Below are 23185 nucleotides of genomic sequence, written 5' to 3' on the forward strand. Positions count from 1 at the left end.
GGGCAATCGGCTGTGGATGTCGGCAGCAACGCCAACCAGGCTCAACAGCACAGCGAACAGCAGTCTGCGCAGATGGAGCAAGTAGCCACTGCAATCAATGAAGTGACCTACGCCGTGCAGGATGTTGCCAGGAATGCCGAACAGGCCTCCAACGAAATGCGCGACGCCCAGCACCGTGCCGAACAGGGCCAGCAAAGTATCCATGGCAGCCTGCAGCAGATCGATCAGCTGTCAGGCACCATTGATGAAGCGGTCAGAGTGATCCAGACCCTGGCCAGCCAGAGCACCCGGATCGGCAGCGTCCTGGAAGTGATTCGTTCGATTGCTGAACAGACCAATCTGCTGGCCCTGAACGCCGCCATCGAGGCGGCCCGGGCCGGCGAGCAAGGCCGTGGCTTTGCCGTGGTGGCCGATGAAGTGCGCCTGCTGGCCCAGCGCACCCAGCAATCGACAGCCGAAATCCAGAGCATGATCGAGCATTTGCAGGGACAGTCGGAGGCGGCGGTCAAGGCTATCGATGCCAGCAGCACGGCTTCGCGCCAGACCATCGAACAGGCCAACGAGGCGGGCGTCAGTCTGGACGCCATCAGCCAGGCCCTGCACAACCTCACCGCCCTCAACGCCTCGATAGCCAGTGCCACCCTGCAACAGTCGCATGTGGTCGAAGAGATCAACCGCAACGTCACTGAGACGGCTGACCTGTCGCGCCAGACTGCAGCAGCGGCGCAGCAGTCGAGCAGCGCCGGGGTGGCGCTGAACCAGTTGCGTGAACAGCTGGATCGGTTGCTGGGGCAGTTCCGGGTGTAACACTCCCACAGGGTTGCATGGGCGCCCCACGGGGTTGTGGTATCTGCCGTGCCACAAGGTACAATCCCCGCCCTCCTCCCGAACCTGCCAAGGAACGCCGATGTCCGGCCTCGAACTGTTCGCCGCCGTGCTCGGCGTTATCGCCGTGTGGCTCACGACCAAACAGAACCCCTGGTGCTGGCCCATCGGTCTGGTGATGGTGCTGCTCTACAGCTGGATCTTCTTTGAAGTGCGCCTGTATTCGGACATGCTCCTGCAACTGATCTATGCCGTGCTGCAGCTGTATGGCTGGTGGCAATGGACGCGTCCGGACAGCCAGCGCGAAGCCCGTCAGGTAACCCACCTGGATACCCAGGCGGTGCTGTTCGGCCTTGGCCTGGGGCTGCTGGGCAGTCTGGCGTTGGGGGCGGCCATGGCCAGCTGGACCGATGCCGCGCAACCCTGGCTGGATGCAGCGCTGACCGGCTTCAGCCTGGTTGCGCAGCTGTGGATGGCACAGAAACGTGTGCAGTGCTGGCCGCTTTGGATCGTGCTGGACGTGATCTTCGTCGGCCTGTTCCTCTACAAAGCGCTCTACCTGACTGCAGCCCTCTATGCCCTGTTCACCTTGATCGCCGTGCAGGGCTGGCGTGCGTGGCGCCGCGATCCGGCGTTGGTCAACGCATGAAAGTCCTGGTCCTGAGTGGTCCCGAGTCCAGTGGCAAGAGCTGGTTGAGCAGCGAAATCCAGGCCCACTTCGGTGGGGAACTGGTCAGTGAGTATGTACGTCACTTTATCGACGAACATTGCCGCGACACCTGTTATGCCGATATTCCGGCAATCGCTCGTGGCCAGCTGGCCTGGGAAGACGCCGCCCGTGCCCGCCAACCCGAGCTGTTGATCCTCGACACGCACCTGCTAAGCAACCTGCTCTGGAGCCGGGTACTGTTCGGTGATTGCCCGGCCTGGATCGAACAGGCCCTGCTTACGCGCCGCTATGACCTACACTTGCTGCTCGACCCCGCTGGTGTCAACTGGGTCGGCGATGGTCAGCGCTGCCAACCCGCACTGGAACAACGTCAGGCATTCTTTGCTGACAGCCTCGATTGGCTGCAGCGCAATCACCAGCCTGTGCAGGTCATTGGCGGCGACTGGGCCCAGCGCAGCGCGGCAGCCCTCAAAGCCGTGCAGCAGTTACTCAATGGCAAATCCCCGGCATGCGCCACCGAGTGTTAGACCACTGATACACCCCACTGGGTCAAATGCCCCGTATTTGCGCGACATTCCCCAAAATCGGTGGTGGTGTTAATCCGCTGATACAACCCCTGAAAAACCCTTCCGGCGCAGCCAGCGGCCCGCCAAGCGGGCATTTGGCAAGTCTGTGTCTCATGATTGATACAACAAAATCCCGACGCGCGCCGATTGCGCCTGCAACCTGTTGATTCTTAATCAATAAGAAAAACCGGCACACCTTCTGCTGTCTTCCTCGCAACGCTGAAACGGGCCAGCACACAGAAGAAGGAATTGCCGCCGTGGAGAAATTCAATAAAGGCATGTATCGCGTCCTGCTGGTCGGATGCGCGTTGGGATCAGGCTTCAGCTTGCCTGTCCAGGCCGAGAACGGGATCGTCGTCATTACCCGTGATGTGCAGCCGCGCATGGCAATACGCGCCCCCCTGGTTCCCGATCCAAACCCGGTCACCGTCAATACCAACCCATCCGCGCATATCCTCAAGCAAACAAACGAGTTGAGCGATGGTGATTTCGCCGGCATCAGCAGCGGCGCAGGCATAAGCTCACTGGTCACGCAACAGACCAACAACCTGGGCGGTCATATCAGCAACCAGACCCAACTGCCCAACCTCGCCGGCGGACGCTCCACAGGCGGCGGCAACGGCATCTCCAACATGGTCAATTCAAGTGTCCAGAAGGGCCTGGCGCCCCTGCAAATCCTGACTGGAGGCAAGTGAGATGAGGCACTCGCTGCTGATTCTGGCCACCTTTTGCAGTGCACCGGCCTTTGCCCAACCCCCTGTGATCAATAACGCCAACATCGACAGTTCCGGCAAGCAGTATCAGGGCAACCTCACCGTCAACCAGGCTGCCGGCGATCTACAGCAGCAAGCTAACGTGCGGGCCTTTGCCGTTGGCCATAGCGCCAGCGCGACCACCGAGGTTCGCCAACGCTTGCGCACCCGAGTCGACCCCGCCATCGATGCCCGGTCCAGCATCCAGGGCGACGCCTTCAGCAACGGCAGCGGCGCGCTGGGTGTCAACCAGAGCACCGGCGCCAGCAACCAGCAAGCCAACGCACTGCGTATCAGCCTCAGTACTCAGCCGCAAAGTATCGACGACAGCGTCCTCATGCAACAGAACGTGGCGCTGATCAATGGCTCCGATCCAACTGACTCTGCACCCGGCCATCGCCAGGTCACTACCAGTGACCAGGCATTCACCGGTAGCCGTGGGGTGATTCAGTTGAATCAGAGCGCCGGGGTGGGAAACCGAATGGCCAACACCCTGAGCGTACGGGTCGCGGATTGACCCAAACAGGTAAGAACAACACTTAACCTAAAATAAAGTACGGAGAATCACCATGAAACCCTCGATGGCACTCAAGCCTCTGGTTTTCGCAATTGCTGCGGTCATGGCTGTTGCTGTACAAGCTGATCAAAACGAACGGCGTGGCCATGGTCATCATCACGGCAACCACACCCCTCCTCCAAAAGCGTTCTATGTTGACGCCACTGCCAATGCATACGACAAGCAGAGCAGTACCGATAACAAAATCGTCAACAACGGCACCATAAACGAAGCCGAGATGAGCGACTCCGCCTCTGGTACCAGCGGTAACGTCGGCGTCAACGTCGCTGCAGGCGCCGGCAACCAGCAAGACAACGCGGCCGCCATCGCCAACGCTGGCTCCGACTCCAGCGCCATCGATAACAGCTTCGTATTCGGTACCTCCGAAGCCACCGCCAGAGTCACGCAATACAGCGACAACAACAAGGTCTACAACAACGGCGCTACAAACTCTGCGGTGATGAGCGGATCGGGCAGTGAAGGCAGCGGCAACATGGGCATCAACATTGCTGGCGGCGACCTTAACCAGCAGAAAAACACCATGGCAATTGCCAACACCAATGCCCCACTCGGTAACGCAACAGCTACCGCGTCTGCCACCCAGACTGGTCCTGGCCTGGTGGTGATCAACGACGCTGATCGGACCTACCGCGTGGACACCCTGACGTTTACCAAAACGGCCAGTGGCGAGAACCGTTACGAGAAGCAGTTCAACGCAAGCGGCAAGCAGAGCTCCTCGTCGGAGTTTGAAGTCAAAGGCGCTAACAGCTGGAGCGCTGAAGGCAGCAAACACTTCGATGCAAACGGCTCCAGAAACCATGAAGCCAGCGGCTCTTCCGAAGCTCATCTGCTCGCTACCCTGCACGTGGATGCGGATGCCAGCAAGACCGTTTCGTGGGAACAGGGGCGTCACGACGGTAGTCGCACCAAGTCTTTCGAAGCCGAGCTCAACGCAAGTCTTGACGTAGATGTCGAAAAAAGCTGGGAGAAAAAATCCGAATCGTCGTTCGATAAGGAGTACAACTCCAACTTCAATAAATCGTTCAAGTCTGAGTTCGAAAAATCGGGCAGCAAATCGCAAGAGTCCGAGTTCGAAAAAGAGAAGAAATTTGCTGAAAGCAGCTCCTATGAGTTGAGCAACACCTACTCTTACCAAGTGCTGACCCCAACTGGCTGGGCTAACCCTGTGACCAACACTGCAACCCTGAGTGGTTCGGTGAATGGCGGCAGCGGCAACCTCGGCGTCAACGTGGCTGCCGGTGTAGGCAACCAACAAAGCAACTCGCTGGCCATTTCCAACCAATCGTTCTGATTGTTGTGGCCTGGAGGCCCCCTTCGGGGGGCCTTTTCTCAACCGAACCGGAAGGCGTCCGATCATGCGTATTATCGCCTTGGCGTTTTTGCTTTGCCTGGCCAGCCAGAGCGAAGCGGCCCAGATGCCACTTGCCGTGTTGCCGGGTGGTGCGGTGATATACAAGCCCGTCCAGAGTGTACGTGAGCGCAAATTCGCCGACCTGGTACAACAGAAAACCGATTTCAGCTGCGGCGCTGCGGCGCTGGCGACCATATTGCGTCAAGCCTACTGGCTGGACGTGAATGAAGAACAGATCATCGAAGGCATGCTGGCACACGCTGATCAGGATCTCGTCCGCGTTCAGGGCTTCTCCATGCTCGACATGAAGCGCTACGTGGAGAGTCTGGGCATGCGTGCCCGTGGTTACCGGGTGGCAATCGACACCTTGCAGAGTATCCGCATTCCGGTGGTGGTTTTAATGGATGTCCGTGGCTACAAACACTTTGTGGTCATGCAGAAAGTCCACAATGGCTGGGTGTATATCGGTGATCCGGTGCTCGGTCATAAACGCTACTCGCTCGACGACTTCGTCAAAGGCTGGAACGGCATCATCTTCGCCGTCATCGGCAAGGGTTACGACAAAACCAATGCCTTGCTCGACCCGCCCATGCCGCTGACCGCCAAGAACCGCGTCAACACCTTCAGCCCGGTGCGAGACGCAGAGTTGATGGATTTCGGATTCATCCAAAGCGACTTCTTCTAATGACTCTTCTAATGATAAGGGAGCACGACGCTCCGGGAGCATGCAATGAAGACTCCACTGTGGCTAGTCGTAGCGTGCCTGGCCGCCAGCCTGCCGACCCAGGCACAGACATTCAAACCCATCGAGCTTAAAGATCAGGAACTGGCGAACCTGCGGGGCCGCTATGTCATGCCGGGGCGGATCATCAGTTTCGGCGTCGTCATGACCAGCACCTGGCAAAATGCCAACGGTGAAGTGATCGGGGCAACCTCCTCGATGCAGATCCAGCAGTCGACCATCAAGCCACAGTTCTATGTGTCGATGATCGACGAAAAAGGTAGTGGTTCGGCGCGTTCACAAAACACCGGCACCGGCACCATCACTGGCGGCAGTGGCCTCAACAGCACCGAAGGCGTCACTCAGGTCGTGCGGGCTGCCGGCGACAATAACACTGCCTACAACAACGTTGATATCAACGTCACCAAGGCTAGCCAGGCACCGGCCTCGCAACAGCAGGGCCAGGCACTGGCCGCAGGCTCGACGTTGGTCGGCGCCAATGGCGCAGGCTCGCTAAGCGTCTCCTCGACCGGTACCGGTGTGCAACTGAACATCACCGCCAACAACAACCAGGGCAGCACTGTGCAACGCCTGGCACAGGGTGGACTGATGCAGAACACAACGTTGCTCGGCGGCGGCAACCAGGTCAGAAACCTCACATCCCTGAATGTCGTGCTGCGTGAAAACGTGCCGACCGCCGGGTCGCTGAACGGCAGCCTGGACCAGCTCAAAGGAATTCGCACTCTCGGATTCTGATCTACGCTCAGTCTCATCAAATGTAGTCAGAAGGGACGGCTAACCCCATGCACCGATCGTTAACGTTCAGAGCTATCGTCTGTTTGAGTAGCCTGACCCCGGCGACAATGCTCTACGCAGCACCGGACCCTCAGGTCGAAGCACTAAAACAAGAACTCATGGAGTTGAAACAACGTTACGAAGCCCAACAGAACGCGCTGATGGTACTTGAGCAGCGCGTTCGCCAGGTCGAAGCAACACCTGCGGCACCAGCTCCCAAACGCCTGACCAAATCCCCCGCCGAAACGGTCAGGGGTGGCCAGACGGTGGCCGCAGGTGCGCCCGGAACCACCGGCAGCTCCTATGGCCAATCGCTCAAGGAGGATTCGGAACCGGCACAAAGCGTTTCCAACCTGTATGACGAAGCCAGTGGTTTCTTCGGAGGCGGCAAGTTCAGCGTCGAAACCGGCCTGACCTACACCCACTACGACACCCGCGCCTTGGTGCTCAACGGCTTCCTGGCACTGGACTCGATTTTCCTCGGTAACATCAACCTCGACCGAATCAAGGCCGATAACTGGACGCTGGATCTGACCGCCCGCTACAACCTGGACCAACGCTGGCAGTTCGATATCAACGTCCCGGTGGTCTACCGTGAATCCACGTATTCCTCTGGTGGTGCCGGTGGCGCTGGCCCGGTTACCTCCGACGCAACCGTTACCCGCGATCCGGCCATCGGTGATATCAACGTCGGTGTTGCCTACAAGTTCCTCGATGAGTCGCAGAACCTGCCCGACGCGGTCGTCACCCTGCGCGTCAAGGCACCGACCGGTGACGATCCCTATGGCATCAAACTGGTCAATGACCCGAACAACAACAACTTGTCGGTGCCTGAAGATCTGCCGACCGGCAATGGTGTCTGGGCGATCACACCGGGGATCTCGCTGGTCAAGACCTTTGACCCTGCCGTGCTTTTCGGCAGCCTGTCGTATACCTACAACATGGAAGATTCGTTCAGCGACATCAGCCCCACGGTCAACAGCAAAGTGCCAGGTGACGTGAAACTCGGCAACTCCTGGCAGGTCGGTGCCGGTATTGCATTTGCCTTGAACGAGAAGATGAGTATGTCGTTTTCGTTCACCGACCAGTTTGCCAGCAAAAGCAAAATCAAGCCCGATGGTGGTGAGTGGCAGTCGATTACCAACAGCGACTACAACTCGGCGAACTTCAACATCGGCATGACCCTTGCCGCAACCGACAACCTGACAATTGTCCCTAACCTCGCCATTGGCCTGACCGAAGACTCGCCAGACTTCTCCTTCAGCCTGAAGTTTCCGTACTACTTCTGATGTTGGCGCCCATGAAAAAGCCCGCTTCGGCGGGCTTTATGCGTTGTGGGCCGGCGCTGCTCAGCGAATCTGATGCTTATGCAGCAAGCGGTAGAAGGTAGGCCGGGAAATCCCGAGTACCTTGGCGGCAATGCTCAGGTTATCGCTGTGCCGATTGAGCACATCGCATAACGCCTGGTGCTCGGCCCGATGTTTGTAATCCTCGAGGGTACCCATACTCGAGGTGAAAGCATGCTGGCTGAGCAACCCCAGATCCTGAGCTTCGATCTGCCGGCCTTCGGCCAGCACCAGGCCACGTCTGACCCGGTTGGCCAGTTCGCGCACATTGCCTGGCCAGTCGTGTTTGCCCATCGCCACCAGGGCGTCCTCGCTGAAACTGCGCGGGCGTCGCCCGGTTTCCAGGCTGTAGAAATGGGCAAAATGGTTGGCCAGCATCGACAGGTCGCCATGCCGGTCACGCAATGGCGCAGTGACCACTTGCAGGACATTGAGCCGGTAATACAGGTCCTCACGAAAGCGCCCACGGGCAATGGCGTTTTCCAGGTCCACGTGGGTTGCCGCCAGTACCCGCACATCGACGTTGATTGGTTGGCCGCCACCGACCCGCTCAATGTGTTTTTCCTGGAGGAAACGCAGCAGGTTGGCCTGCAACTCCAGTGGCAGGTCACCAATCTCGTCAAGAAACAGGGTGCCGCCGTTGGCAGCCTCGATGCGGCCTATTTTGCGCTGATGCGCCCCGGTAAACGCGCCCTTTTCATGACCGAACAGCTCGGACTGTATCAGGTGCTCCGGAATCGCCCCGCAGTTGATCGGCACAAAGGGTTTGTCATGGCGCTGCGACTGGCGGTGCAGGGTTCGCGCTACCAGCTCCTTGCCTGTACCACTTTCACCCCGAATCAGCACCGGCGACTCAGTGGGTGCCAGTTTGCTGAGCAATTTGCGCAACTCGCGAATCGGACGGCTGTCACCCAGCAATTCGTGCTCAAGCTCATCCGCATGAACGTTGCCCTTGCCACGCAGGCGCGCCATGCCGAAGGCCCGGCCAATGGTGACCTGCACCCGCGAGACATCGAACGGCAGGGTATGGAAATCGAAGAACCATTCGCAGACGAAGTCACCGACATTCTGCATGCGCAGCTCTTCGGGGCTGAGCACCGCAATCCATTCGGTATTGCTGCGGCTGATGAGGTCTTTCACCGCATCCGGGCGCTGCAGGTGCATGGCCTGCAGGCGAAGCAAGCCGACATCACAAGGATGTTCCGGGGCCGAAGACAAGGTACAACTGTGAACGTCCCAGCCGACATTGCGCAGGCCCGGCAACAAACGGTGACAATCATCGCAAGGATCGACGACCAGCAGGCGGCGGTTGGATGCAGGTTCAAGCATGACCTTTCCTTGGCGCCAATTGTTGGAAATTTATGTAGAAACAGCAAGTTGGCGGGCCCGTCTGTAACAGTAGCAACGATGCGTCAAACGCCCACTACCGTCTGTCCGCAAAGTGTCAAGACTTAGGCGCGCCAGGGAATTTCCTTGAACTTTCAGCGTCTCACCCGGCACTTGTCAGCGCTTTTTTTGCACTCAATCAAAAAAACTTCAAAATACGTGTGACTCAACCCTGTACTGCGTGCATCAGTACAAGTAACTCACCGCTAATGCGGTTGTTTATTATCTTGTTTGGGCCCACAGAGAGACCGAACCCATGAACGCCCCGCTCCGTGTCAACGAAGCACTGCTGATTGCCGACCACGCCTTCGAACCCTTCCAGTGTGTTGCCTGGGATTCGCCTAACGGTACAGGTGAACTGAGCCTGGCAGTGATCGACCGGACCAGCACCCGCATTGGTGGCAAGCAGGTGCCATGCAGCACCTATTCCGACCCTGACCAACTGGCCAGCCTGATTGAAGAAATGCGCGCCGAGTTGCAAAAACAAGGTTGCCACCTGCAACCCTGGTCGATGCCTAAGTAAGTATCACCGATACCTGCTTACTATGATGGCCGCGCATCTTCTTGATGCGCGGCAAGCAAGTTAATTGTTTCAAAAGTTATACTGCGACATCAGGTCGCAGCGACACTTCCGTACAGTTTCTGTACGCGCCTTATTTATCCGAGCACCTTGAAACTTTCAATCGACCGGTAGTCGGCCTGTAACTGCTGCGCCAATAAACGCGCGCGCCCCAAACGCACAGGCGAACGCTCGATATCCACTAACAGGCTCGGGCATGGCAACGGTTGCAACGGCTCCCAGGCGCTAAGCCGACCGTCGGTCAGCACCAGGCAGCGCTGCTGCTCATGCGGATACTGACGCTGGCGTGCCTGTAGCCAGTGCCGCGCCTGCTCCAACGCGGCCAGCAAGGGCGTACCGCCACCGGCACCGAGGCTGTCGAGCCAAGGCTGCAAAGCTGCCGAGGCTTTAAGGCCATGGCGCTGCCAGCGTGGCGCATGACCACTGGCAGTGAGCAGGGTCAGGCGCGCGCGTTGCCGGTAAGCCTGATCGAACAATCCGGCCAGCAGGCCTTTGGCCTGGCTCAAGGCCTGATAACGCCGGGTCGAGGCCGAGGCATCGACAATCACCAGCCACAGTTCATGAGCGCTGGCCGTGCGTTGCTGCCAGCACAGGTCACGGCGTTGACGCGGACGGCCTTTGAGCAGGGTAGCCGGCCAGGCCACGGTTGTGCCCTGTGCGGCCTCGCGCACACGCCCGCGTGGTCCTTGCTTGATCGCACCTGGGCGGGGCTTGGCATCCGCCGTCCGGGGGCGACGGATGCTCAGGGCTTTTTTGCCCAGTTCGGCACCTCGCGGCGGGCACCGGTCGCTGTCGCTTGCGGCGGCATTTCGCCCCAGGCGCCCTGCCCTTGCCGGGTATTCGAGCCATTGCCACCTTGAGGTTCCGGCGCCGGGCTGTGCACAGGCGGTTGTGGCGCCTCGCGACGCCGATGTCGCAAGGCAAACTCGGCCACTGCCTCTATATCCTCTGCCTCGATCTGCCCGGCACCGCGCCAGGCGGCATGCGCGCGGGCGGCGCGCAGCCACACCAGGTCGGCGCGCAAGCCATCGACCCCGGCAGCAAAGCAGCGCTCGGTGATCTGCGCCAGGGCCTGATCGTCCAGGGCAATCTGCGTCAACTGCTCACGGGCGGCCTGACAACGGGCGCGCAATTGCGCTTGCGCTTCGGCCCACTGCAGGCAAAAAGCCTCAGGGTCGGCGTCAAAGTCCAGTCGCCGGCGGATAATCTGCCCACGGGCCTCGGGCGCCGGTTGGCCGTCGAGGGCGACGTTCAGACCAAAGCGATCGAGCAACTGCGGGCGCAGTTCGCCCTCTTCCGGGTTCATTGTGCCGATCAGCACGAACCGTGCACTGTGGCGGTGGGAGATGCCATCGCGCTCGACCCGGTTGGTACCGCTGGCCGCGACATCCAGCAGCAGGTCGACCAGGTGATCGGCCAACAGGTTGACCTCATCGACATACAGCACACCACCGTCGGCCTTGGCCAGTACGCCCGGAGAGAACTGTGCCTTGCCCTGGGCCAGCGCGGCGTCCAGATCAAGCGTACCGATCAGGCGCTCTTCACTGGCACCCAATGGCAAGGTCACGAACGGCCCTTCACCGAGCAGATCGGCCAGACCCCGGGCCAGCGTACTCTTGGCCATACCGCGTGGGCCTTCGATCAATACGCCACCGATTTTCGGATCGATGGCGGTCAGGCACAGCGCGAGCTTCAACGCTTCGGCGCCGACCACCGCAGACAGCGGAAAATGTGCAGGTTCAGTCATCTCAAGTCTCTTCTTCACCGTCCAGCAATTGCTCTTCGAGGGCCTCTCGGTAGTCCCCCGGTTGCTCCCACAGGCCGCGCTGCTGGGCTTCGAGCAGGCGCTCGGTGATGTCGCGCAGGGCCTGGGGGTTGTGCTGACGGATAAAGTCGCGGGTCGCCGCGTCAAGCACATAGGCCTCGGCCAGCGACTGGTAATGGTGATCGTCAATCAGCTGCGTGGTGGCATCGAAGGCGAACAGGTTATCGACGGTGGCCGCCAGTTCGAAGGCACCTTTGTAGCCGTGACGCTTGACCCCGTCTATCCATTTCGGATTGAGCGCACGGGCGCGGATTACCCGGTTGAGCTCTTCTTTCAAGGTGCGAATACGCGGGCGGTCCGGCTGACTGTGGTCACCGTGGTAACTCGCCGCCGGCTTGCCGCCCAGGCTTTCCACGGCCGCCAGCATGCCACCTTGAAACTGGTAATAGTCGTTGGAATCGAGCAAGTCGTGCTCGTGATTATCCTGGTTCTGAATCACCGCCTGCACCTGGCTCAAGCGCCGGGCAAAGTCGGCGCGCGCCGGTGTGCCTTCATCTGCTGCGCCGTAGGCATAACCGCCGTGGTTGAGGTAAACCTCGGCGAGGTCCTTGCGCTCGTTCCACAAGTGCCCGTCGATTGCGTTCTGCACGCCGGCGCCGTAGGCCCCGGGCTTGGCGCCGAAAATCCGCCAGCCGGCCTGCCGCGCCGCCTGCTCCTGGCTCATGCCCTGACGCTCGAACTCGGCACGTTCGCTGCGCACCCTGGCGGCGAGCGGGTTGAGGTCATCAGGTTCGTCCTGCGCGGCCACCGCCTGCACCGCCGCATCGAACAGCTTGATGAGGTTGCCGAAGGCATCGCGGAAGAACCCCGACACCCGCAAGGTCACATCCACCCGTGGCCGATCCAGCAGGCTCAAGGGCAGGATTTCGAAGTCGTCGACCCGCTGGCTGCCGCTGGCCCATACCGGGCGTACCCCAAGCAGGGCCATGGCCTGGGCGATGTCGTCGCCGCCAGTACGCATGGTCGCCGTGCCCCACACCGACAGGCCGAGCTGGCGCAAGTGATCGCCGTGGTCCTGCAGGTGGCGCTCAAGGATCAGGTTGGCCGAGGCAAAACCGATACGCCACGCTGTGGTGGTCGGCAGGTTACGCACATCGACGGTATAGAAGTTGCGCCCGGTCGGCAGCACATCAAGACGCCCACGACTGGGGGCGCCACTAGGGCCGGCCGGAACGAAACGGCCTTGCAAGGCCGCCAGCAGCCCTTGCAGTTCAGCCGGGCCACAGGCATCCAGTTGCGGCGCGACGGTTTGTTGCAGCGCCTCGAGTACGGCACTCACGTCTGACCACTGCGGCGCCTGCGGCACCTGAGCGGTACCGGCCAGCGTGTGTGCAATGTAATGACCGGCGAGCAGTTCCAGGCGTTCACGGGTATCTCCCGTGGTACGCCACAGCGCCTCATCCTGCCCCTGCAACAATGCCGGGCGCGGGCCGCTCCAGGGCTCGCCGAGGTCGCAGTCGAGTGGATCGAACCCCAATGCCAGCGCTCTGGCCAAGGCCCGCAGCAAACTGGCATTGGCACCGCGGCCATCGCCACGCTCGACCCGCAACAGCGCCAACAAGGTATCGATGCGCAAGCGCCCGCTCGGCGACTCGCCAAACACATGCAGGCCATCGCGGATCTGCGATTCCTTGAGGTCGCACAAGTAGGTGTCCAGACGCGGCAGCCAGACGGCAGCATCGTCCAGTGCGCCTTCCAGTTGCAGCTCGCGGTCAATATGGTTGTCGCGCACCAGCTCGAGAATATCCCGCTGCAGCTCACGGGCTCGACGTGGATCGAGCAGTTGCGCTTCGTAATATTCGTCAGCCAGTGCTTCAAGGTGACGCAACGGCCCGTAGGTTTCAGCGCGGGTCAGCGGCGGCATCAGGTGATCGATAATCACCGCCTGGGTCCGGCGCTTGGCCTGGGCGCCCTCACCCGGGTCATTGACGATGAACGGATAGATGTTGGGCAACGGCCCGAGCAACGCGTCCGGCCAGCAACTGGCGGACAGGCCGACGCCCTTGCCCGGCAGCCACTCAAGGTTGCCGTGCTTGCCGACATGGATCAAGGCGTCGGCGGCAAAGCCGTGGCGCAGCCAGAAATAGAACGCCAGGTAGCCGTGCGGCGGTACCAGATCGGGATCGTGATACACCGCACTCTGATCCAGTTGATAGCCTCGGGCCGGCTGGATGCCGACGAAGGTCAGGCCGAAGCGCAGACCGGCAACCATCATCCGCCCGCTGCGGAACATCGGGTCCTGCTCCGGTTCGCCCCAGCGCTCGCGCACGGCGTCCTGATTGGCCTGGGGCAAGGCGGCAAAGGCGGCACGATAATCTTCCAACGCCATGCTTTGCAGGCAGGGGCGCTGGTCCAGGCTGTCCAGATCGTTGCTGACGCCGCCGAGCAGCGCCTGGATCAGCGCCGTGCCGCTGTCGGGCAAGGCGCTCAGCGGATAGCCTTGCGCTTGCAGGGCGCGAAGGATGTTCAAGGCTGCCGCTGGCGTGTCCAGGCCGACGCCGTTGCCGATGCGCCCGTCACGGGTCGGGTAGTTGGCCAGGATCAGGGCGACGCGCTTGTCCTGGTTGGGCAACTGCGCCAGCGCGCACCAGCGCCGCGCCAGTTCAGCGACAAAGTCCATGCGCTCGGCATGCGGGCGATAACAGACCACATCCGACTGGCTGCGCTCGCTGCGCCAGGCCAGGTCCTTGAAGCTGATCGGCCGGGTAATGATGCGTCCGTCCAGCTCCGGCAAGACGATGTGCATGGCCAGGTCGCGGGCGCCCAGACCTTGCTCGCTGGCCTGCCAGCCCGGCTCGTTGTCCTGGGCGCAGATCGCTTGCAGCACCGGGATATCCCGGCGAAACGGGCGCAAGTGCGGTTGTTCGGGGCTGGACTGGGCAAAGCCGGTGGTATTGATGATCAATGCGGCGTCGACCTGATCGAGCCAGTCTTCGACCTGACTCAGGCAACCGGCCTCTTTAAGGCTGGCCACTGCAATCGGCAAAGGATTGAGCCCGGCCAGTTGCAAGCGCTCGCAGAAGGTATCGATAAAGGCAGTGTTGGCCGCCTGCAGGTGCGAGCGGTAGAACAGGATCGGCACCACCGGCTGTTCAACCTGCCACTCGGAAAACCAGTCAGCCAACCCGGCACTGGCTTTGCGCGGGTGATACACCGCCGTGCGTGGCAGCTGTTGCGGCTCGCTCCAGGGGTAATCGCGCTGCAGCCACTGGCTGGCCAGGTAGTTGAACAGGTTCAGGGCATTGGCCTTGCCACCCTGGCGCAAGAAGTGCCAGAGCCGCTCGGCCTGCTCTGCCGACACGGTACTCAGGCTGGTAAGTTCCGGATCGGGGCGATCATCACCCGGCACCAGGATCAACTGCACGCCACGGGCCGCCAGTTCCAGCAGTTGCTCAACACCGTAGCGCCAATAGCCGACGCCACCGTGCAGCGACACCAGAATCACCTTGGCATGGCGCAATACCTCGTCGACATACAGGTCGACCGAGGCATGGTTCTGCACCTGCATCGGGTTGGCCAGACGCAGGCTGGGGAAATCCTCGGGCAGCTGCTGGGCGGTTTCGGCCAGCAGCGCCAGGTGTGAGTCACCGCTGCAGAGAATGACCAGCTCGGCCGGAGTCTGGCCGAGATCGGCAATACTGTCGTCCGGTACAAAACCACCGGGCTGGGTCCGCAGCAGGTGCATGGATCAGGCGCTCAAGGCGGCGCGCAGGCCCGCTTCCAGTTGGGCCGCATCCAGTTCCTGGCCGATCAGCACCAGGCGCGTGGTGCGCGGCTCTTCACTGCGCCAGGCGCGGTCGAAGTGTTTGTCGAAGCGGGTGCCCACGCCCTGAATCAGCAAACGCATCGGCTTACCGGGGATCGCCGCAAAGCCTTTGACCCGCAGGATGCCGTGCTGCACCACCAGTTGGGTCAGGGCGTCGAGCAGCAGGCTTTCGTCGGCTTCCGGCAGCTCGATGGAGATCGAGTCGAAGGCATCGTGGTCATGATCGTCGTGGTCATCGCCGTCATGGTGCGAGTCGTGGTGAGTACGCCGGCCATCGATATGCGCTTCCGATTCAGCGCCCAGGCCCAGCAGCACTTCCAGTGGCAGACGGCCGCTGCTGGCTTCGATCACCTTGACCGCTGGCGGCAGCTCTTCCTGCACTTCGGCGCGAACCTTGGCCAGGTCATCGGCGGCAATCAGGTCAGCCTTGTTCAGCACCACCAGGTCGGCACTGGCCAACTGGTCGGCGAACAGTTCGTGCAGCGGCGACTCGTGATCCAGGTTCGGGTCGAGTTTGCGCTGGGCATCGACCTGGTCCGGGTAGGCGGCAAAGGTGCCTGCGGCCACGGCCGGGCTGTCGACCACGGTGATCACCGCGTCAACCGTGCAGGCGTTGCGGATCTCTGGCCACTGGAAGGCTTGCACCAGAGGTTTGGGCAGGGCCAGGCCGCTGGTTTCGATGAGAATGTGATCGAGATCGCCGCGACGGGCAACCAGCTCACGCATCACCGGGAAGAACTCTTCCTGCACGGTGCAGCACAGGCAGCCGTTGGCCAGTTCATAGACGCGGCCGCTGGCCTCTTCTTCAGTGCAACCGATGCTGCATTGCTTGAGGATCTCGCCGTCGATGCCCAGCTCGCCGAACTCGTTGACGATCACCGCGATGCGCCGCCCCTGAGCGTTGTCGAGCATATGCCGCAGCAGCGTGGTTTTACCCGAGCCGAGGAAGCCGGTAACGATGGTGACGGGGAGTTTGGCCAGTGTTTTCATGTCGATGCCCTTGGCAGGATGGCGGGCATGCGGGACGAGAGCCGCAGGTATCACTACCTGGGCGCGTTCGCCACCGGATCACCCCGCCCGGTTTATGTCGGAAACTGTTCGAGGCAGGTCTCCTGGCTGACGGTGTTCAGGCCTTAGGCCTGGCATTCGCTGCGCCTTCCCGCTAGCGCCTTCGACAGCGCTGGCAGTGGCGTGGCAGTAAACATCACCGTTCACAGTTGCGGGGGCAGCCGCGGCTTGAACCGCGTTCCCTTCTTAGCTTCGGCACGCGCCGAAGAACCTCGAAAGCGCAAGGCTACGCATGCTTGGGAGGCGGGTCAATGTTTGTCGCATTATCGTTTTAACGACATTGTTTATTCATGCGTTTTCCGCAGGCACCCATTATTACAAATTTTATTTGTAAGTTACCTCCTACAATCTAACACCCCATAACAACACTTATTCGACAGTCGCAGAATGGCGACCTCAAACCGCAAACTTACATCCCCTTACAAAAACCGAATTGATAAATAAAAACAACAAAGAAACCATGAACCAGCAACAGGAATCATCAACCACACAAGAAAGGAACTCTTGCATGATCGGTTACCATCAAATTCTGCTGCGAGCTTTTTCCTCAAGCGCCAAAAGCGTGTTCACAGCATGAGTTCCAGCACTGCAATACGGTATTCGGACGAAAGCACATTGTATGAACTTTCCGAATCACTAAATAGCCACCACTACGCCAGCAGCGCTCATTATCCAGCGTCTCTGGTTGCTCAACTGGGTAACGAAGCGTGTCACGCATTCAATGCAACCTGGAACAACCTGCAGCCGGACAGCTATCTGAGCGTCGGCAACGGCGCTCGCGAGCGTTGCATCTGCAAGTTCAAGTACCGCCAGCGGGACAGGCGCTGGAAGACGCTCGAAAACTGCCACTTCTTTCAGACCCAGGCCCATAACCCGCTGCTGGGTGGCATTCAGCGCACCTATGCGCGCAGCGAAACGTCCTTTATCGGCTCGCCCGTGCTGCAAACGCTACTGGCAGCCGACCTGGCGCTCCTGGATCTGACCGTCGGCCATCGCGACTGGCTGGTCACCTGCCACCAGTTCCGGATCCTGTGCGATGAGCACAATGCGGGCCAGGCCACACCCGAAGGCCGACACCGCGACGGGCATGACTTTGTATTTCAACACCTGATTCAACGCCAGTTAGTCATTGGCGGAGAAAGTCGGGTGTTTCACGAAAATGGCGAAACCGTATTCAGTGCAACCCTGACAGATTACATGGAAACCATCGTTTTGAATGACCGGACACTTCTGCACGAAGTTTCTCCGTTGCAAAAGCCTCATACCAGTTCAAATCCAGGCACTCGTGACATGTTGATTATTGACTTCGACTTGACGGAGCACTAATGAATCATCCCACTCACGCACTTCCTGCCGCCACTCTCAATATACAAAACTACATTATCGAGCAGTTTGAGCAGGCACGCGCACGACGGACTTCCACATTATCCCTGACCGCCAATGAGAATGTATTGTCCGAGACCGCTCGCACACTTGGACAAAACCGCCATTACGACCGTTATTTATTTAATGCCCAAACAACTGCTGGCCACCGTTATGCTGCCGACTTCAACGGCATGCAGGTCGAACACTTTCCGGAAGTCGAAAAGCTCAAGGCACTGGCGACCCAGGCTGTGCGGTCCATGTTCAACGCAGAATTCGTTGAGTACCGTGTGCTTTCCGGCGTCCATTGCACGTTGAGCGTGCTGGCGGCATTAACGGAACCAGGGAAAACCGTTCTGTCCCTGTCACCTGGGAGCGGCGGACATTTCGCTACCGGGCCATTGGTGCAAAAGATCGGCAGGCACAGCCTGTTCTTCAGACTGAGCATCGACGGGCAAATAGATCTGGCCGATTTCGACAAACAGCTCCAGACCCTCGGGCATCAACCGTCTGCCGTGCTCCTCGACCACGGTCTGACCACACATGCGATCCCCGTCAAACCTTTGCGAAATCTGCTCAACCGCCACGGCTACCACCAGACGCTGATCATTTACGACGCTTCCCACACCCTGGGCCTTATCGCCGGTCAGGCATTTGCTAACCCGCTCGATGAGGGCGCCGACATCCTTCAGGGCAACACCCACAAGTCACTACCCGGCCCGCACCGGGCATTGATTGTCTGCCGGCGTGCCGACCTCGCCAGGCAGATCGAACAGAACGTCAGCGCTGCACTCGTGTCCTCGCCCAACCTGCCGGGACTGCTTCAACTGTTCGTTACCCTTGTGGAAATGGAACGCTATGGCCAGGCTTACGCCCAACGCATGTGCGCCAACGCCCGCCAGTTGCGCAACGCACTGGCCGACCTTCCCGGGTGGACAGTTCCCCCGACAGACACCCATCTACTGCTGCTCGAAAGCGCCCTCAGCTCGCATGCAGCCCAACAGCTCAACGAGCTTGGTATCCGGGTCAACAACAAGCGCATCAATGGCCGTGACTGCCTGCGATTCGGCGTTCAGGAAATCACTCGGCTGGGTATCACCAACGAGGATCTGGACGCCCTTGCAGACATCTTGCGCAACGTTTTGACCGGCGAGACGAACGGCACAGAGCGAATCTGCCTGACGCACATTTGCCACCGTCTGAACCGGATTCACTATAGCTTCGACCAGGAGCCCTGCCGATGAACACGCCAAGTAGTCTGATAGTTGGCAACATTCGTGATGGCGAATACGAAGGCCTAATTGCCGAGGGCATCACACCGCTGCTCATCACCGACAGCCGTGCAACCCGCAAAATCGCCGATGCAGCAAAGATTCCGCCAACGGCCCATTACGATTTTTCCAAGGGCCTCACCGCAGAACTGATTGATTTGACCCGGCGGCTCCTGGACGAGCACAGCTTTACTAGCGTTCTGAACTTTCGTGAGGGGTATGTTGCGATCACGGCCGGGCTGTGCGCTGCACTGCCGGCGCTGGCGCACCTGCATCGAAACGTGGAAAACACTCTCGACAAGGCCCTGCAACGCCAATGCTTCCAGCAGTCGTCCAATCCGGACCTGCAAGTGATGTCGCTGGAGGTGCGAATCGATGACCTGCTCACGCGTCCTGACGAACTGCCCTACCCGTTCATCCTCAAACCGACAAACCTCTACAGCAGCCTGTTCGTACGCTGCATCCACGACCCTCAGGAACTGCTGGATTACAAACGACACGAATGGCCGGCGCTGCAACGCTATGTGAACGGCAAACACCGGGAAACCGATCAGTTACTGCTTGAGGAGTACCTGCAAGGTTCCAACCACTCCATCGATTGTGCCATCAGCCCTGACGGGACCATCAGCAGTTTCCCGATGGTCGATGTGATTTCCGGGGTGGATATCGGCCAGAGCGACTTTCAGCACTTCGCCCGCTACACGCCTTCGATACTGGAATCCGACGCTGCGTTGAAGGGGCGCTGCCATCGTCTAGCCCACGACGCCGTGAAAGCCCTGGGGCTCAAAGGCACATTTGCCCATGTCGAATTCATTCTCACCGCACACGGGCCTCGTATTCTGGAAGTCGGCGCACGGCCTGGAGGCAGCCGAATTCACGTGATACGCCAGGCATGGCGGATGCCGCTGGACGTCTGCTACCACCGCGCCCTTTCCGGTGAACCACTGCCCCAGGCCGAGTCCGGCACGCCCCAACGCTCGTTCGGAATCGTCACGCCCTTTGCCCGCGCAGACAGGACCTACGACGGTGTGCATCAGGTCGATCGCATCCGCGACCTTCCGGGTTTCCAGCGCTGGTATGCCTATGTCAGACCGGGTGAGCGTATCGGGCCGGTCAGCAACGGTTTTCAGAATTACCTGTACATTGAATTCCGCCAACCTGATACCGCCAGCCTGCGCGCGTCCCTGCTGGCTGTTGCCGACGTCGACGTGTACGCCGAAAGCCCCGGAGATGCGCAGGCCAAGCACATTCTGCTGATCGGTGGACGGGATTCGGGGCTGGATTGGGATACAGCGCAGCGCTTTCGCTTCACCCTCGTACAACAACCCGATCAGTTGTCAGACTACCAGCGTCAACACGCGTCCCTGGTACTGACCGACGACATCGCCAATCTAGCCGCTTACAGCGAAACGATCATGCGGCTTCATCGGCAACGGCCGTTCGATGCCGTGCTGTCATTTTCGGAACAGGGTCTGATGCCTGCCTCACAGCTGGGAGAGCGGCTGGGTATTGCGCACAACAGCCTGCACAGTGTCGAGGTCAGCCGCGACAAACTACTGTTCCGTCAACTGTTGCAAGGCAGTCGCTACGAGTTGCCCTGCGCCGCCATCGACAGTGCCGATGATGCCCGCGTCTTTCTAGCCCGCCACGGCCCGGCCATTGTCAAACCCGTCAACGGCTCGGGCAGTCAAGGCGTCTACGCAATCAGCAAGCCGGAGGATACCGACGACCTGCCTCTGCAGGGGCGCAACCTGATCGAAGCGTTCGCCAGCGGCGATGAATATAGCGTTGAGTCTCTGAGCCTGAACGGCCAGCACCGGATTCTCGGCATCACCCGCAAGCACACCAGTGGTACTCCGGGTTACGTCGAAACCGGACATGATTTCCCCGCCGAACTCGACGACGCCAGCCGTTCGCGGATCGAAGATGCGGTGCTGTGGTTGCTTGACCGCATGGATAACCACTGGGGCCCGGCGCACACCGAGATCAAGATCGACGGTCAACGCCTGCACTTCATCGAAACCCAGACCCGTTTCGGCGGCGACCAGATTTGGGAAATGGTCTGGAGAACCACGGGCGTGCATCTTGCTGCTACCACCATCGCGGCAATGACCGGCGTTCCATCGCCCGTGCCCGAACGCCAATACGTGCAAATGGCGATCCGCTACATCGAAGCGGATGACGCAACCGACCCGCAACACCTGCACGCGCACTTGCTGCGACACCCGTTTGCACTGCGCGCGTCGCTCCATCACGACAAGTTTGGGCAGCCCATCCACCGCTCTTGCGACCGTCACGGTTATGTATTGCTGGCCTGTGGCGCCGATGACAACCGAAAAGCCTTCAACGCTGCCATCTCCCACCCATTGCTCAACACCCAAGGACAGGCGCAATGACCACGAAAGAGACCCTGTATCACATCGATGGCCCGATCAGTGCGGATTTCCCGCAGATCTCCTTTTCCACAAATGTATACGACAACCCCGCGGACATTCTTGGCTCGATCACCGACTTGGCCAGGCACTTCAAGGCGGTCGAATTCGAAATCGGTGAAGACGCCGAAACGGTGTTCTGGTCCTTGAGCAACGATGAACGACAGACGCTGGCCCGGCAGATCCGTCAGTTTACCGAGCAAAATGAGATCACCCTGACGGTTCATGCCGGTTGGTGGGGGCGTCAGTACAACCTCTGCGCCAGTAATCTGGATGAGCGTGCACAAGCAGTGGACTGCTTGAGCGCGGCGATGGACTTTTCCCGTCAAGCCGGCGCGACCAGCGTCACATTTCATCCCGGCTACAAGGACCATCTGTGCAACGACGTGCTGATGACGAACCTGATCGAGGCCATCAAGCAGGTCACGGCGCTTTGTGACACAGGGGATATCGCGCTGTGTCTGGAAAACATGGGGGGCCAGCGTCCGAAGTTTCCGGTGTTCACCGTCGAAGAGCATGTGTACTTCCATCAGCAGACCGGCTGCTACGTGACCATCGATGTAACCCATTTATGTTCCTTGCTGCCTTATGGACAGAGCCTGTTTGAGGCCATCGCGACACTGGCGCCGGTCACCCGACACCTGCACATTGCCGACCTCAACGACACCCACCACCAGCACTTGCCGATTGGCGAAGGCAATTTGCCCTTGAGCGATGTATTGAACCGCTTCGCGCTCAACGGCTATCGCGGTGTGGCAGTGGTGGAAGAGTTCATTCCGCGCTTCTCAACCGCGTACTACCTGGAAAAAGCCTTGGCCTACCAAGCTGGCATGCAACATCTGCGCGCCAGCGCTCAGCAAAACATCCATGCCGGTTGAGCCTGCACGACTCGAACGTGCGCCACACAGCGAGATTGCGTCTGGCATCCGCGATGCGTTGCCGTTCGTGTTCTCGCTATTGCTGACGTTCACCCTGATCGGCATGCTCGGGCGGCGCCATGGCCTGGATCTACCGGCGATGGTGGTGTTCAGCGGCACGGTGATGGCCTCGCCGCTGCAGCTCACTTTGCTGGAGACACCCGCGCATCTGTTGAACGCGTTTGGCGTTTTGGTATCGGCGCTGAGCATCAATCTGCGGTTTCTGATCTTCACCCTGAGCCTGAAGTCCAGCCTCAAAGGTGCAAAAGCAGCGTTCATTCCGGCACTGGCGGTGATGGCCAATGCGGCCTTCACCCTCATGTCGATACGCAAGGAACAGCAGCCGATCAGCCGCCCCTACGCGAACACTGTGTGCTTCACGCTGTACGCCGCCGCGCTACTTGGCACCATGGCCGGTTATTGCTTCGCCAGTCTGGCCGACAGTGCGCTGATGGATGATGTCAGCGTAGTGATCGCGATCTTCATCAGCGCCTCGCTGGGCAAGATGACCCGCGAGCGCCACAGCTTCCACGCCCAATGGATCGCCGCGCTGGCCACTGCCGCGAGTCTGCTGTGGTTGGGGCAGATCAGTCTGATGCTGGTCCTCGCCGTTACCGTGGTGACGAGTTATGCCTATGACCGAACCTAGTACGTTCTGGCTGTATGTGCTGATCTGCGCGCTGGTATCGGCCATCTGCCGGCTGTTGCCGCTGGCGGTGAAAGTCGAGCGGCTGCCCAGCGGCGTTCGCGCTTTCATCGACCGCCTCGGCAAGTACACCTCGGTTGCGATGCTGATCAGTCTGCTGGCGGGATCACTTTATCCGCTGACCAGTCAGCAGACCCCGTCGACGCTGTGGATCTGGCCTGTGGCCCTGGCCTGGCTGCTGAGCCGCACGCGGCTCAAGTCCTACTACGCCTTTCTTGTCGCGCTGGGCGTGTACGTTCTGCTAGCAATGCGTTAGTCGTCGATTGACT

At 60.1% G+C, this 23185-nt stretch carries 21 protein-coding genes and 1 riboswitch; of the genes, 16 read left to right on the forward strand and 5 right to left on the reverse strand.

Going from position 1 to position 23185, the window contains the following annotated elements:
* Positions 1 to 72 precede the first annotated feature (72 nt).
* The 9 genes from ACVI9W_RS00390 to ACVI9W_RS00430 all read left to right on the forward strand — a co-directional run bounded on the left by ACVI9W_RS00390 (position 73) and on the right by ACVI9W_RS00430 (position 7546).
* Complete coding sequence (locus tag ACVI9W_RS00390; RefSeq protein ID WP_371262000.1) at positions 73 to 807, forward strand: methyl-accepting chemotaxis protein; 735 nt, start codon at positions 73 to 75, stop codon at positions 805 to 807.
* A 100-nt stretch (positions 808 to 907) separates the two neighbouring features.
* A complete protein-coding gene (gene pnuC / locus ACVI9W_RS00395) occupies positions 908 to 1474 on the forward strand; it encodes a nicotinamide riboside transporter PnuC (protein WP_461528792.1) in 567 nt (188 codons plus the stop codon).
* Complete coding sequence (locus tag ACVI9W_RS00400; RefSeq protein ID WP_461528793.1) at positions 1471 to 2022, forward strand: AAA family ATPase; 552 nt, start codon at positions 1471 to 1473, stop codon at positions 2020 to 2022. The genes pnuC and ACVI9W_RS00400 overlap by 4 nt, the downstream gene beginning before the upstream one ends.
* A 317-nt stretch (positions 2023 to 2339) precedes the next feature.
* Positions 2340 to 2756 carry a hypothetical protein gene (locus ACVI9W_RS00405; protein WP_461531770.1) on the forward strand — a complete coding sequence of 139 codons (417 nt, stop codon included), beginning with the start codon at positions 2340 to 2342 and terminating at the stop codon, positions 2754 to 2756.
* A 1-nt stretch (position 2757) separates the two neighbouring features.
* A complete protein-coding gene (locus tag ACVI9W_RS00410; protein ID WP_461528794.1) occupies positions 2758 to 3330 on the forward strand; it encodes an adhesin in 573 nt (190 codons plus the stop codon).
* 52 nt (positions 3331 to 3382) lie between these two features.
* The gene (locus ACVI9W_RS00415) at positions 3383 to 4681 is read left to right on the forward strand and encodes a heme utilization protein (RefSeq protein ID WP_461528795.1); all 1299 of its coding nucleotides are present in this window, start codon (positions 3383 to 3385) and stop codon (positions 4679 to 4681) included.
* A gap of 64 nt (positions 4682 to 4745) precedes the next feature.
* Positions 4746 to 5426 (forward strand): C39 family peptidase, encoded by a 681-nt coding sequence (locus ACVI9W_RS00420; protein WP_461528796.1) that lies wholly within the window; start codon positions 4746 to 4748, stop codon positions 5424 to 5426.
* Positions 5427 to 5471: 45 nt separating this feature from the next.
* Positions 5472 to 6218 carry a hypothetical protein gene (locus tag ACVI9W_RS00425; RefSeq protein WP_461528797.1) on the forward strand — a complete coding sequence of 249 codons (747 nt, stop codon included), beginning with the start codon at positions 5472 to 5474 and terminating at the stop codon, positions 6216 to 6218.
* A gap of 47 nt (positions 6219 to 6265) precedes the next feature.
* Complete coding sequence (locus ACVI9W_RS00430; RefSeq protein WP_422416489.1) at positions 6266 to 7546, forward strand: hypothetical protein; 1281 nt, start codon at positions 6266 to 6268, stop codon at positions 7544 to 7546.
* Positions 7547 to 7606: 60 nt separating this feature from the next.
* Here the strand turns inward: ACVI9W_RS00430 and ACVI9W_RS00435 are convergent, their stop codons facing one another.
* Positions 7607 to 8932 carry a sigma-54 dependent transcriptional regulator gene (locus tag ACVI9W_RS00435; protein ID WP_461528798.1) on the reverse strand — a complete coding sequence of 442 codons (1326 nt, stop codon included), beginning with the start codon at positions 8930 to 8932 and terminating at the stop codon, positions 7607 to 7609.
* 313 nt (positions 8933 to 9245) lie between these two features.
* On the opposite strand from ACVI9W_RS00435, the gene ACVI9W_RS00440 reads away from it, so the two are divergent.
* Positions 9246 to 9512, forward strand: a complete 267-nt coding sequence (locus tag ACVI9W_RS00440; protein WP_038611268.1) for a hypothetical protein — start codon at positions 9246 to 9248, stop codon at positions 9510 to 9512.
* A gap of 134 nt (positions 9513 to 9646) precedes the next feature.
* Here ACVI9W_RS00440 and ACVI9W_RS00445 read toward each other — a convergent pair whose 3' ends face one another.
* The 4 genes from ACVI9W_RS00445 to cobW all read right to left on the reverse strand — a co-directional run bounded on the left by ACVI9W_RS00445 (position 9647) and on the right by cobW (position 16150).
* Positions 9647 to 10240, reverse strand: coding sequence for a vWA domain-containing protein (locus ACVI9W_RS00445; RefSeq protein WP_461528799.1), 594 nt, complete (start codon positions 10238 to 10240; stop codon positions 9647 to 9649).
* Positions 10241 to 10311: 71 nt separating this feature from the next.
* On the reverse strand, positions 10312 to 11316 hold the full coding sequence (locus ACVI9W_RS00450; protein ID WP_461528800.1) for an ATP-binding protein: 1005 nt from the start codon (positions 11314 to 11316) through the stop codon (positions 10312 to 10314).
* 1 nt (position 11317) lies between these two features.
* Positions 11318 to 15079 (reverse strand): cobaltochelatase subunit CobN, encoded by a 3762-nt coding sequence (gene cobN / locus ACVI9W_RS00455; protein ID WP_461528801.1) that lies wholly within the window; start codon positions 15077 to 15079, stop codon positions 11318 to 11320.
* Between the two features lie 3 nt (positions 15080 to 15082).
* Positions 15083 to 16150 carry a cobalamin biosynthesis protein CobW gene (gene cobW / locus ACVI9W_RS00460; RefSeq protein WP_461528802.1) on the reverse strand — a complete coding sequence of 356 codons (1068 nt, stop codon included), beginning with the start codon at positions 16148 to 16150 and terminating at the stop codon, positions 15083 to 15085.
* Between the two features lie 95 nt (positions 16151 to 16245).
* Positions 16246 to 16458: riboswitch (cobalamin riboswitch) on the reverse strand.
* A 343-nt stretch (positions 16459 to 16801) separates the two neighbouring features.
* Between cobW and ACVI9W_RS00465 the strand changes: the two genes are divergently transcribed.
* Genes ACVI9W_RS00465 through ACVI9W_RS00490 form a run of 6 tightly spaced genes read left to right on the forward strand, consistent with a single transcriptional unit; the run spans position 16802 to position 23172 of the window.
* Positions 16802 to 17554, forward strand: coding sequence for a 2OG-Fe dioxygenase family protein (locus ACVI9W_RS00465; RefSeq protein WP_461528803.1), 753 nt, complete (start codon positions 16802 to 16804; stop codon positions 17552 to 17554).
* Entirely contained in the window at positions 17554 to 18834 is a 1281-nt protein-coding gene (locus ACVI9W_RS00470) for a PLP-dependent aminotransferase family protein (RefSeq protein ID WP_461528804.1), read from the forward strand. Before ACVI9W_RS00465 ends, ACVI9W_RS00470 begins: the two co-directional genes overlap by 1 nt.
* The gene (locus tag ACVI9W_RS00475; RefSeq protein ID WP_461528805.1) at positions 18831 to 21257 is read left to right on the forward strand and encodes an ATP-grasp domain-containing protein; all 2427 of its coding nucleotides are present in this window, start codon (positions 18831 to 18833) and stop codon (positions 21255 to 21257) included. The genes ACVI9W_RS00470 and ACVI9W_RS00475 overlap by 4 nt, the downstream gene beginning before the upstream one ends.
* The gene (locus ACVI9W_RS00480; RefSeq protein ID WP_461528806.1) at positions 21254 to 22171 is read left to right on the forward strand and encodes a sugar phosphate isomerase/epimerase family protein; all 918 of its coding nucleotides are present in this window, start codon (positions 21254 to 21256) and stop codon (positions 22169 to 22171) included. Before ACVI9W_RS00475 ends, ACVI9W_RS00480 begins: the two co-directional genes overlap by 4 nt.
* Positions 22161 to 22859, forward strand: coding sequence for an AzlC family ABC transporter permease (locus ACVI9W_RS00485; protein WP_461528807.1), 699 nt, complete (start codon positions 22161 to 22163; stop codon positions 22857 to 22859). Before ACVI9W_RS00480 ends, ACVI9W_RS00485 begins: the two co-directional genes overlap by 11 nt.
* Positions 22846 to 23172 carry an AzlD domain-containing protein gene (locus tag ACVI9W_RS00490; RefSeq protein ID WP_461528808.1) on the forward strand — a complete coding sequence of 109 codons (327 nt, stop codon included), beginning with the start codon at positions 22846 to 22848 and terminating at the stop codon, positions 23170 to 23172. Before ACVI9W_RS00485 ends, ACVI9W_RS00490 begins: the two co-directional genes overlap by 14 nt.
* The last annotated feature ends 13 nt before the right edge of the window (positions 23173 to 23185 follow it).

The sequence above is a fragment of the Pseudomonas sp. 210_17 TE3656 genome, assembly GCF_054821965.1.

What these genes read in the sequence shown, in the direction of transcription:
- ACVI9W_RS00390 (WP_371262000.1), top strand. Translation starts at nt 73, where the DNA reads ATGGAGCAAGTAGCCACTGCAATCAATGAAGTGACCTACGCCGTGCAG.
- pnuC (WP_461528792.1), top strand. Translation starts at nt 908, where the DNA reads ATGTCCGGCCTCGAACTGTTCGCCGCCGTGCTCGGCGTTATCGCCGTG.
- ACVI9W_RS00400 (WP_461528793.1), top strand. Translation starts at nt 1,471, where the DNA reads ATGAAAGTCCTGGTCCTGAGTGGTCCCGAGTCCAGTGGCAAGAGCTGG.
- ACVI9W_RS00405 (WP_461531770.1), top strand. Translation starts at nt 2,340, where the DNA reads ATGTATCGCGTCCTGCTGGTCGGATGCGCGTTGGGATCAGGCTTCAGC.
- ACVI9W_RS00410 (WP_461528794.1), top strand. Translation starts at nt 2,758, where the DNA reads ATGAGGCACTCGCTGCTGATTCTGGCCACCTTTTGCAGTGCACCGGCC.
- ACVI9W_RS00415 (WP_461528795.1), top strand. Translation starts at nt 3,383, where the DNA reads ATGAAACCCTCGATGGCACTCAAGCCTCTGGTTTTCGCAATTGCTGCG.
- ACVI9W_RS00420 (WP_461528796.1), top strand. Translation starts at nt 4,746, where the DNA reads ATGCGTATTATCGCCTTGGCGTTTTTGCTTTGCCTGGCCAGCCAGAGC.
- ACVI9W_RS00425 (WP_461528797.1), top strand. Translation starts at nt 5,472, where the DNA reads ATGAAGACTCCACTGTGGCTAGTCGTAGCGTGCCTGGCCGCCAGCCTG.
- ACVI9W_RS00430 (WP_422416489.1), top strand. Translation starts at nt 6,266, where the DNA reads ATGCACCGATCGTTAACGTTCAGAGCTATCGTCTGTTTGAGTAGCCTG.
- ACVI9W_RS00435 (WP_461528798.1), bottom strand. Translation starts at nt 8,932, where the DNA reads ATGCTTGAACCTGCATCCAACCGCCGCCTGCTGGTCGTCGATCCTTGC.
- ACVI9W_RS00440 (WP_038611268.1), top strand. Translation starts at nt 9,246, where the DNA reads ATGAACGCCCCGCTCCGTGTCAACGAAGCACTGCTGATTGCCGACCAC.
- ACVI9W_RS00450 (WP_461528800.1), bottom strand. Translation starts at nt 11,316, where the DNA reads ATGACTGAACCTGCACATTTTCCGCTGTCTGCGGTGGTCGGCGCCGAA.
- cobN (WP_461528801.1), bottom strand. Translation starts at nt 15,079, where the DNA reads ATGCACCTGCTGCGGACCCAGCCCGGTGGTTTTGTACCGGACGACAGT.
- cobW (WP_461528802.1), bottom strand. Translation starts at nt 16,150, where the DNA reads ATGAAAACACTGGCCAAACTCCCCGTCACCATCGTTACCGGCTTCCTC.
- ACVI9W_RS00465 (WP_461528803.1), top strand. Translation starts at nt 16,802, where the DNA reads ATGAGTTCCAGCACTGCAATACGGTATTCGGACGAAAGCACATTGTAT.
- ACVI9W_RS00470 (WP_461528804.1), top strand. Translation starts at nt 17,554, where the DNA reads ATGAATCATCCCACTCACGCACTTCCTGCCGCCACTCTCAATATACAA.
- ACVI9W_RS00475 (WP_461528805.1), top strand. Translation starts at nt 18,831, where the DNA reads ATGAACACGCCAAGTAGTCTGATAGTTGGCAACATTCGTGATGGCGAA.
- ACVI9W_RS00480 (WP_461528806.1), top strand. Translation starts at nt 21,254, where the DNA reads ATGACCACGAAAGAGACCCTGTATCACATCGATGGCCCGATCAGTGCG.
- ACVI9W_RS00485 (WP_461528807.1), top strand. Translation starts at nt 22,161, where the DNA reads ATGCCGGTTGAGCCTGCACGACTCGAACGTGCGCCACACAGCGAGATT.
- ACVI9W_RS00490 (WP_461528808.1), top strand. Translation starts at nt 22,846, where the DNA reads ATGACCGAACCTAGTACGTTCTGGCTGTATGTGCTGATCTGCGCGCTG.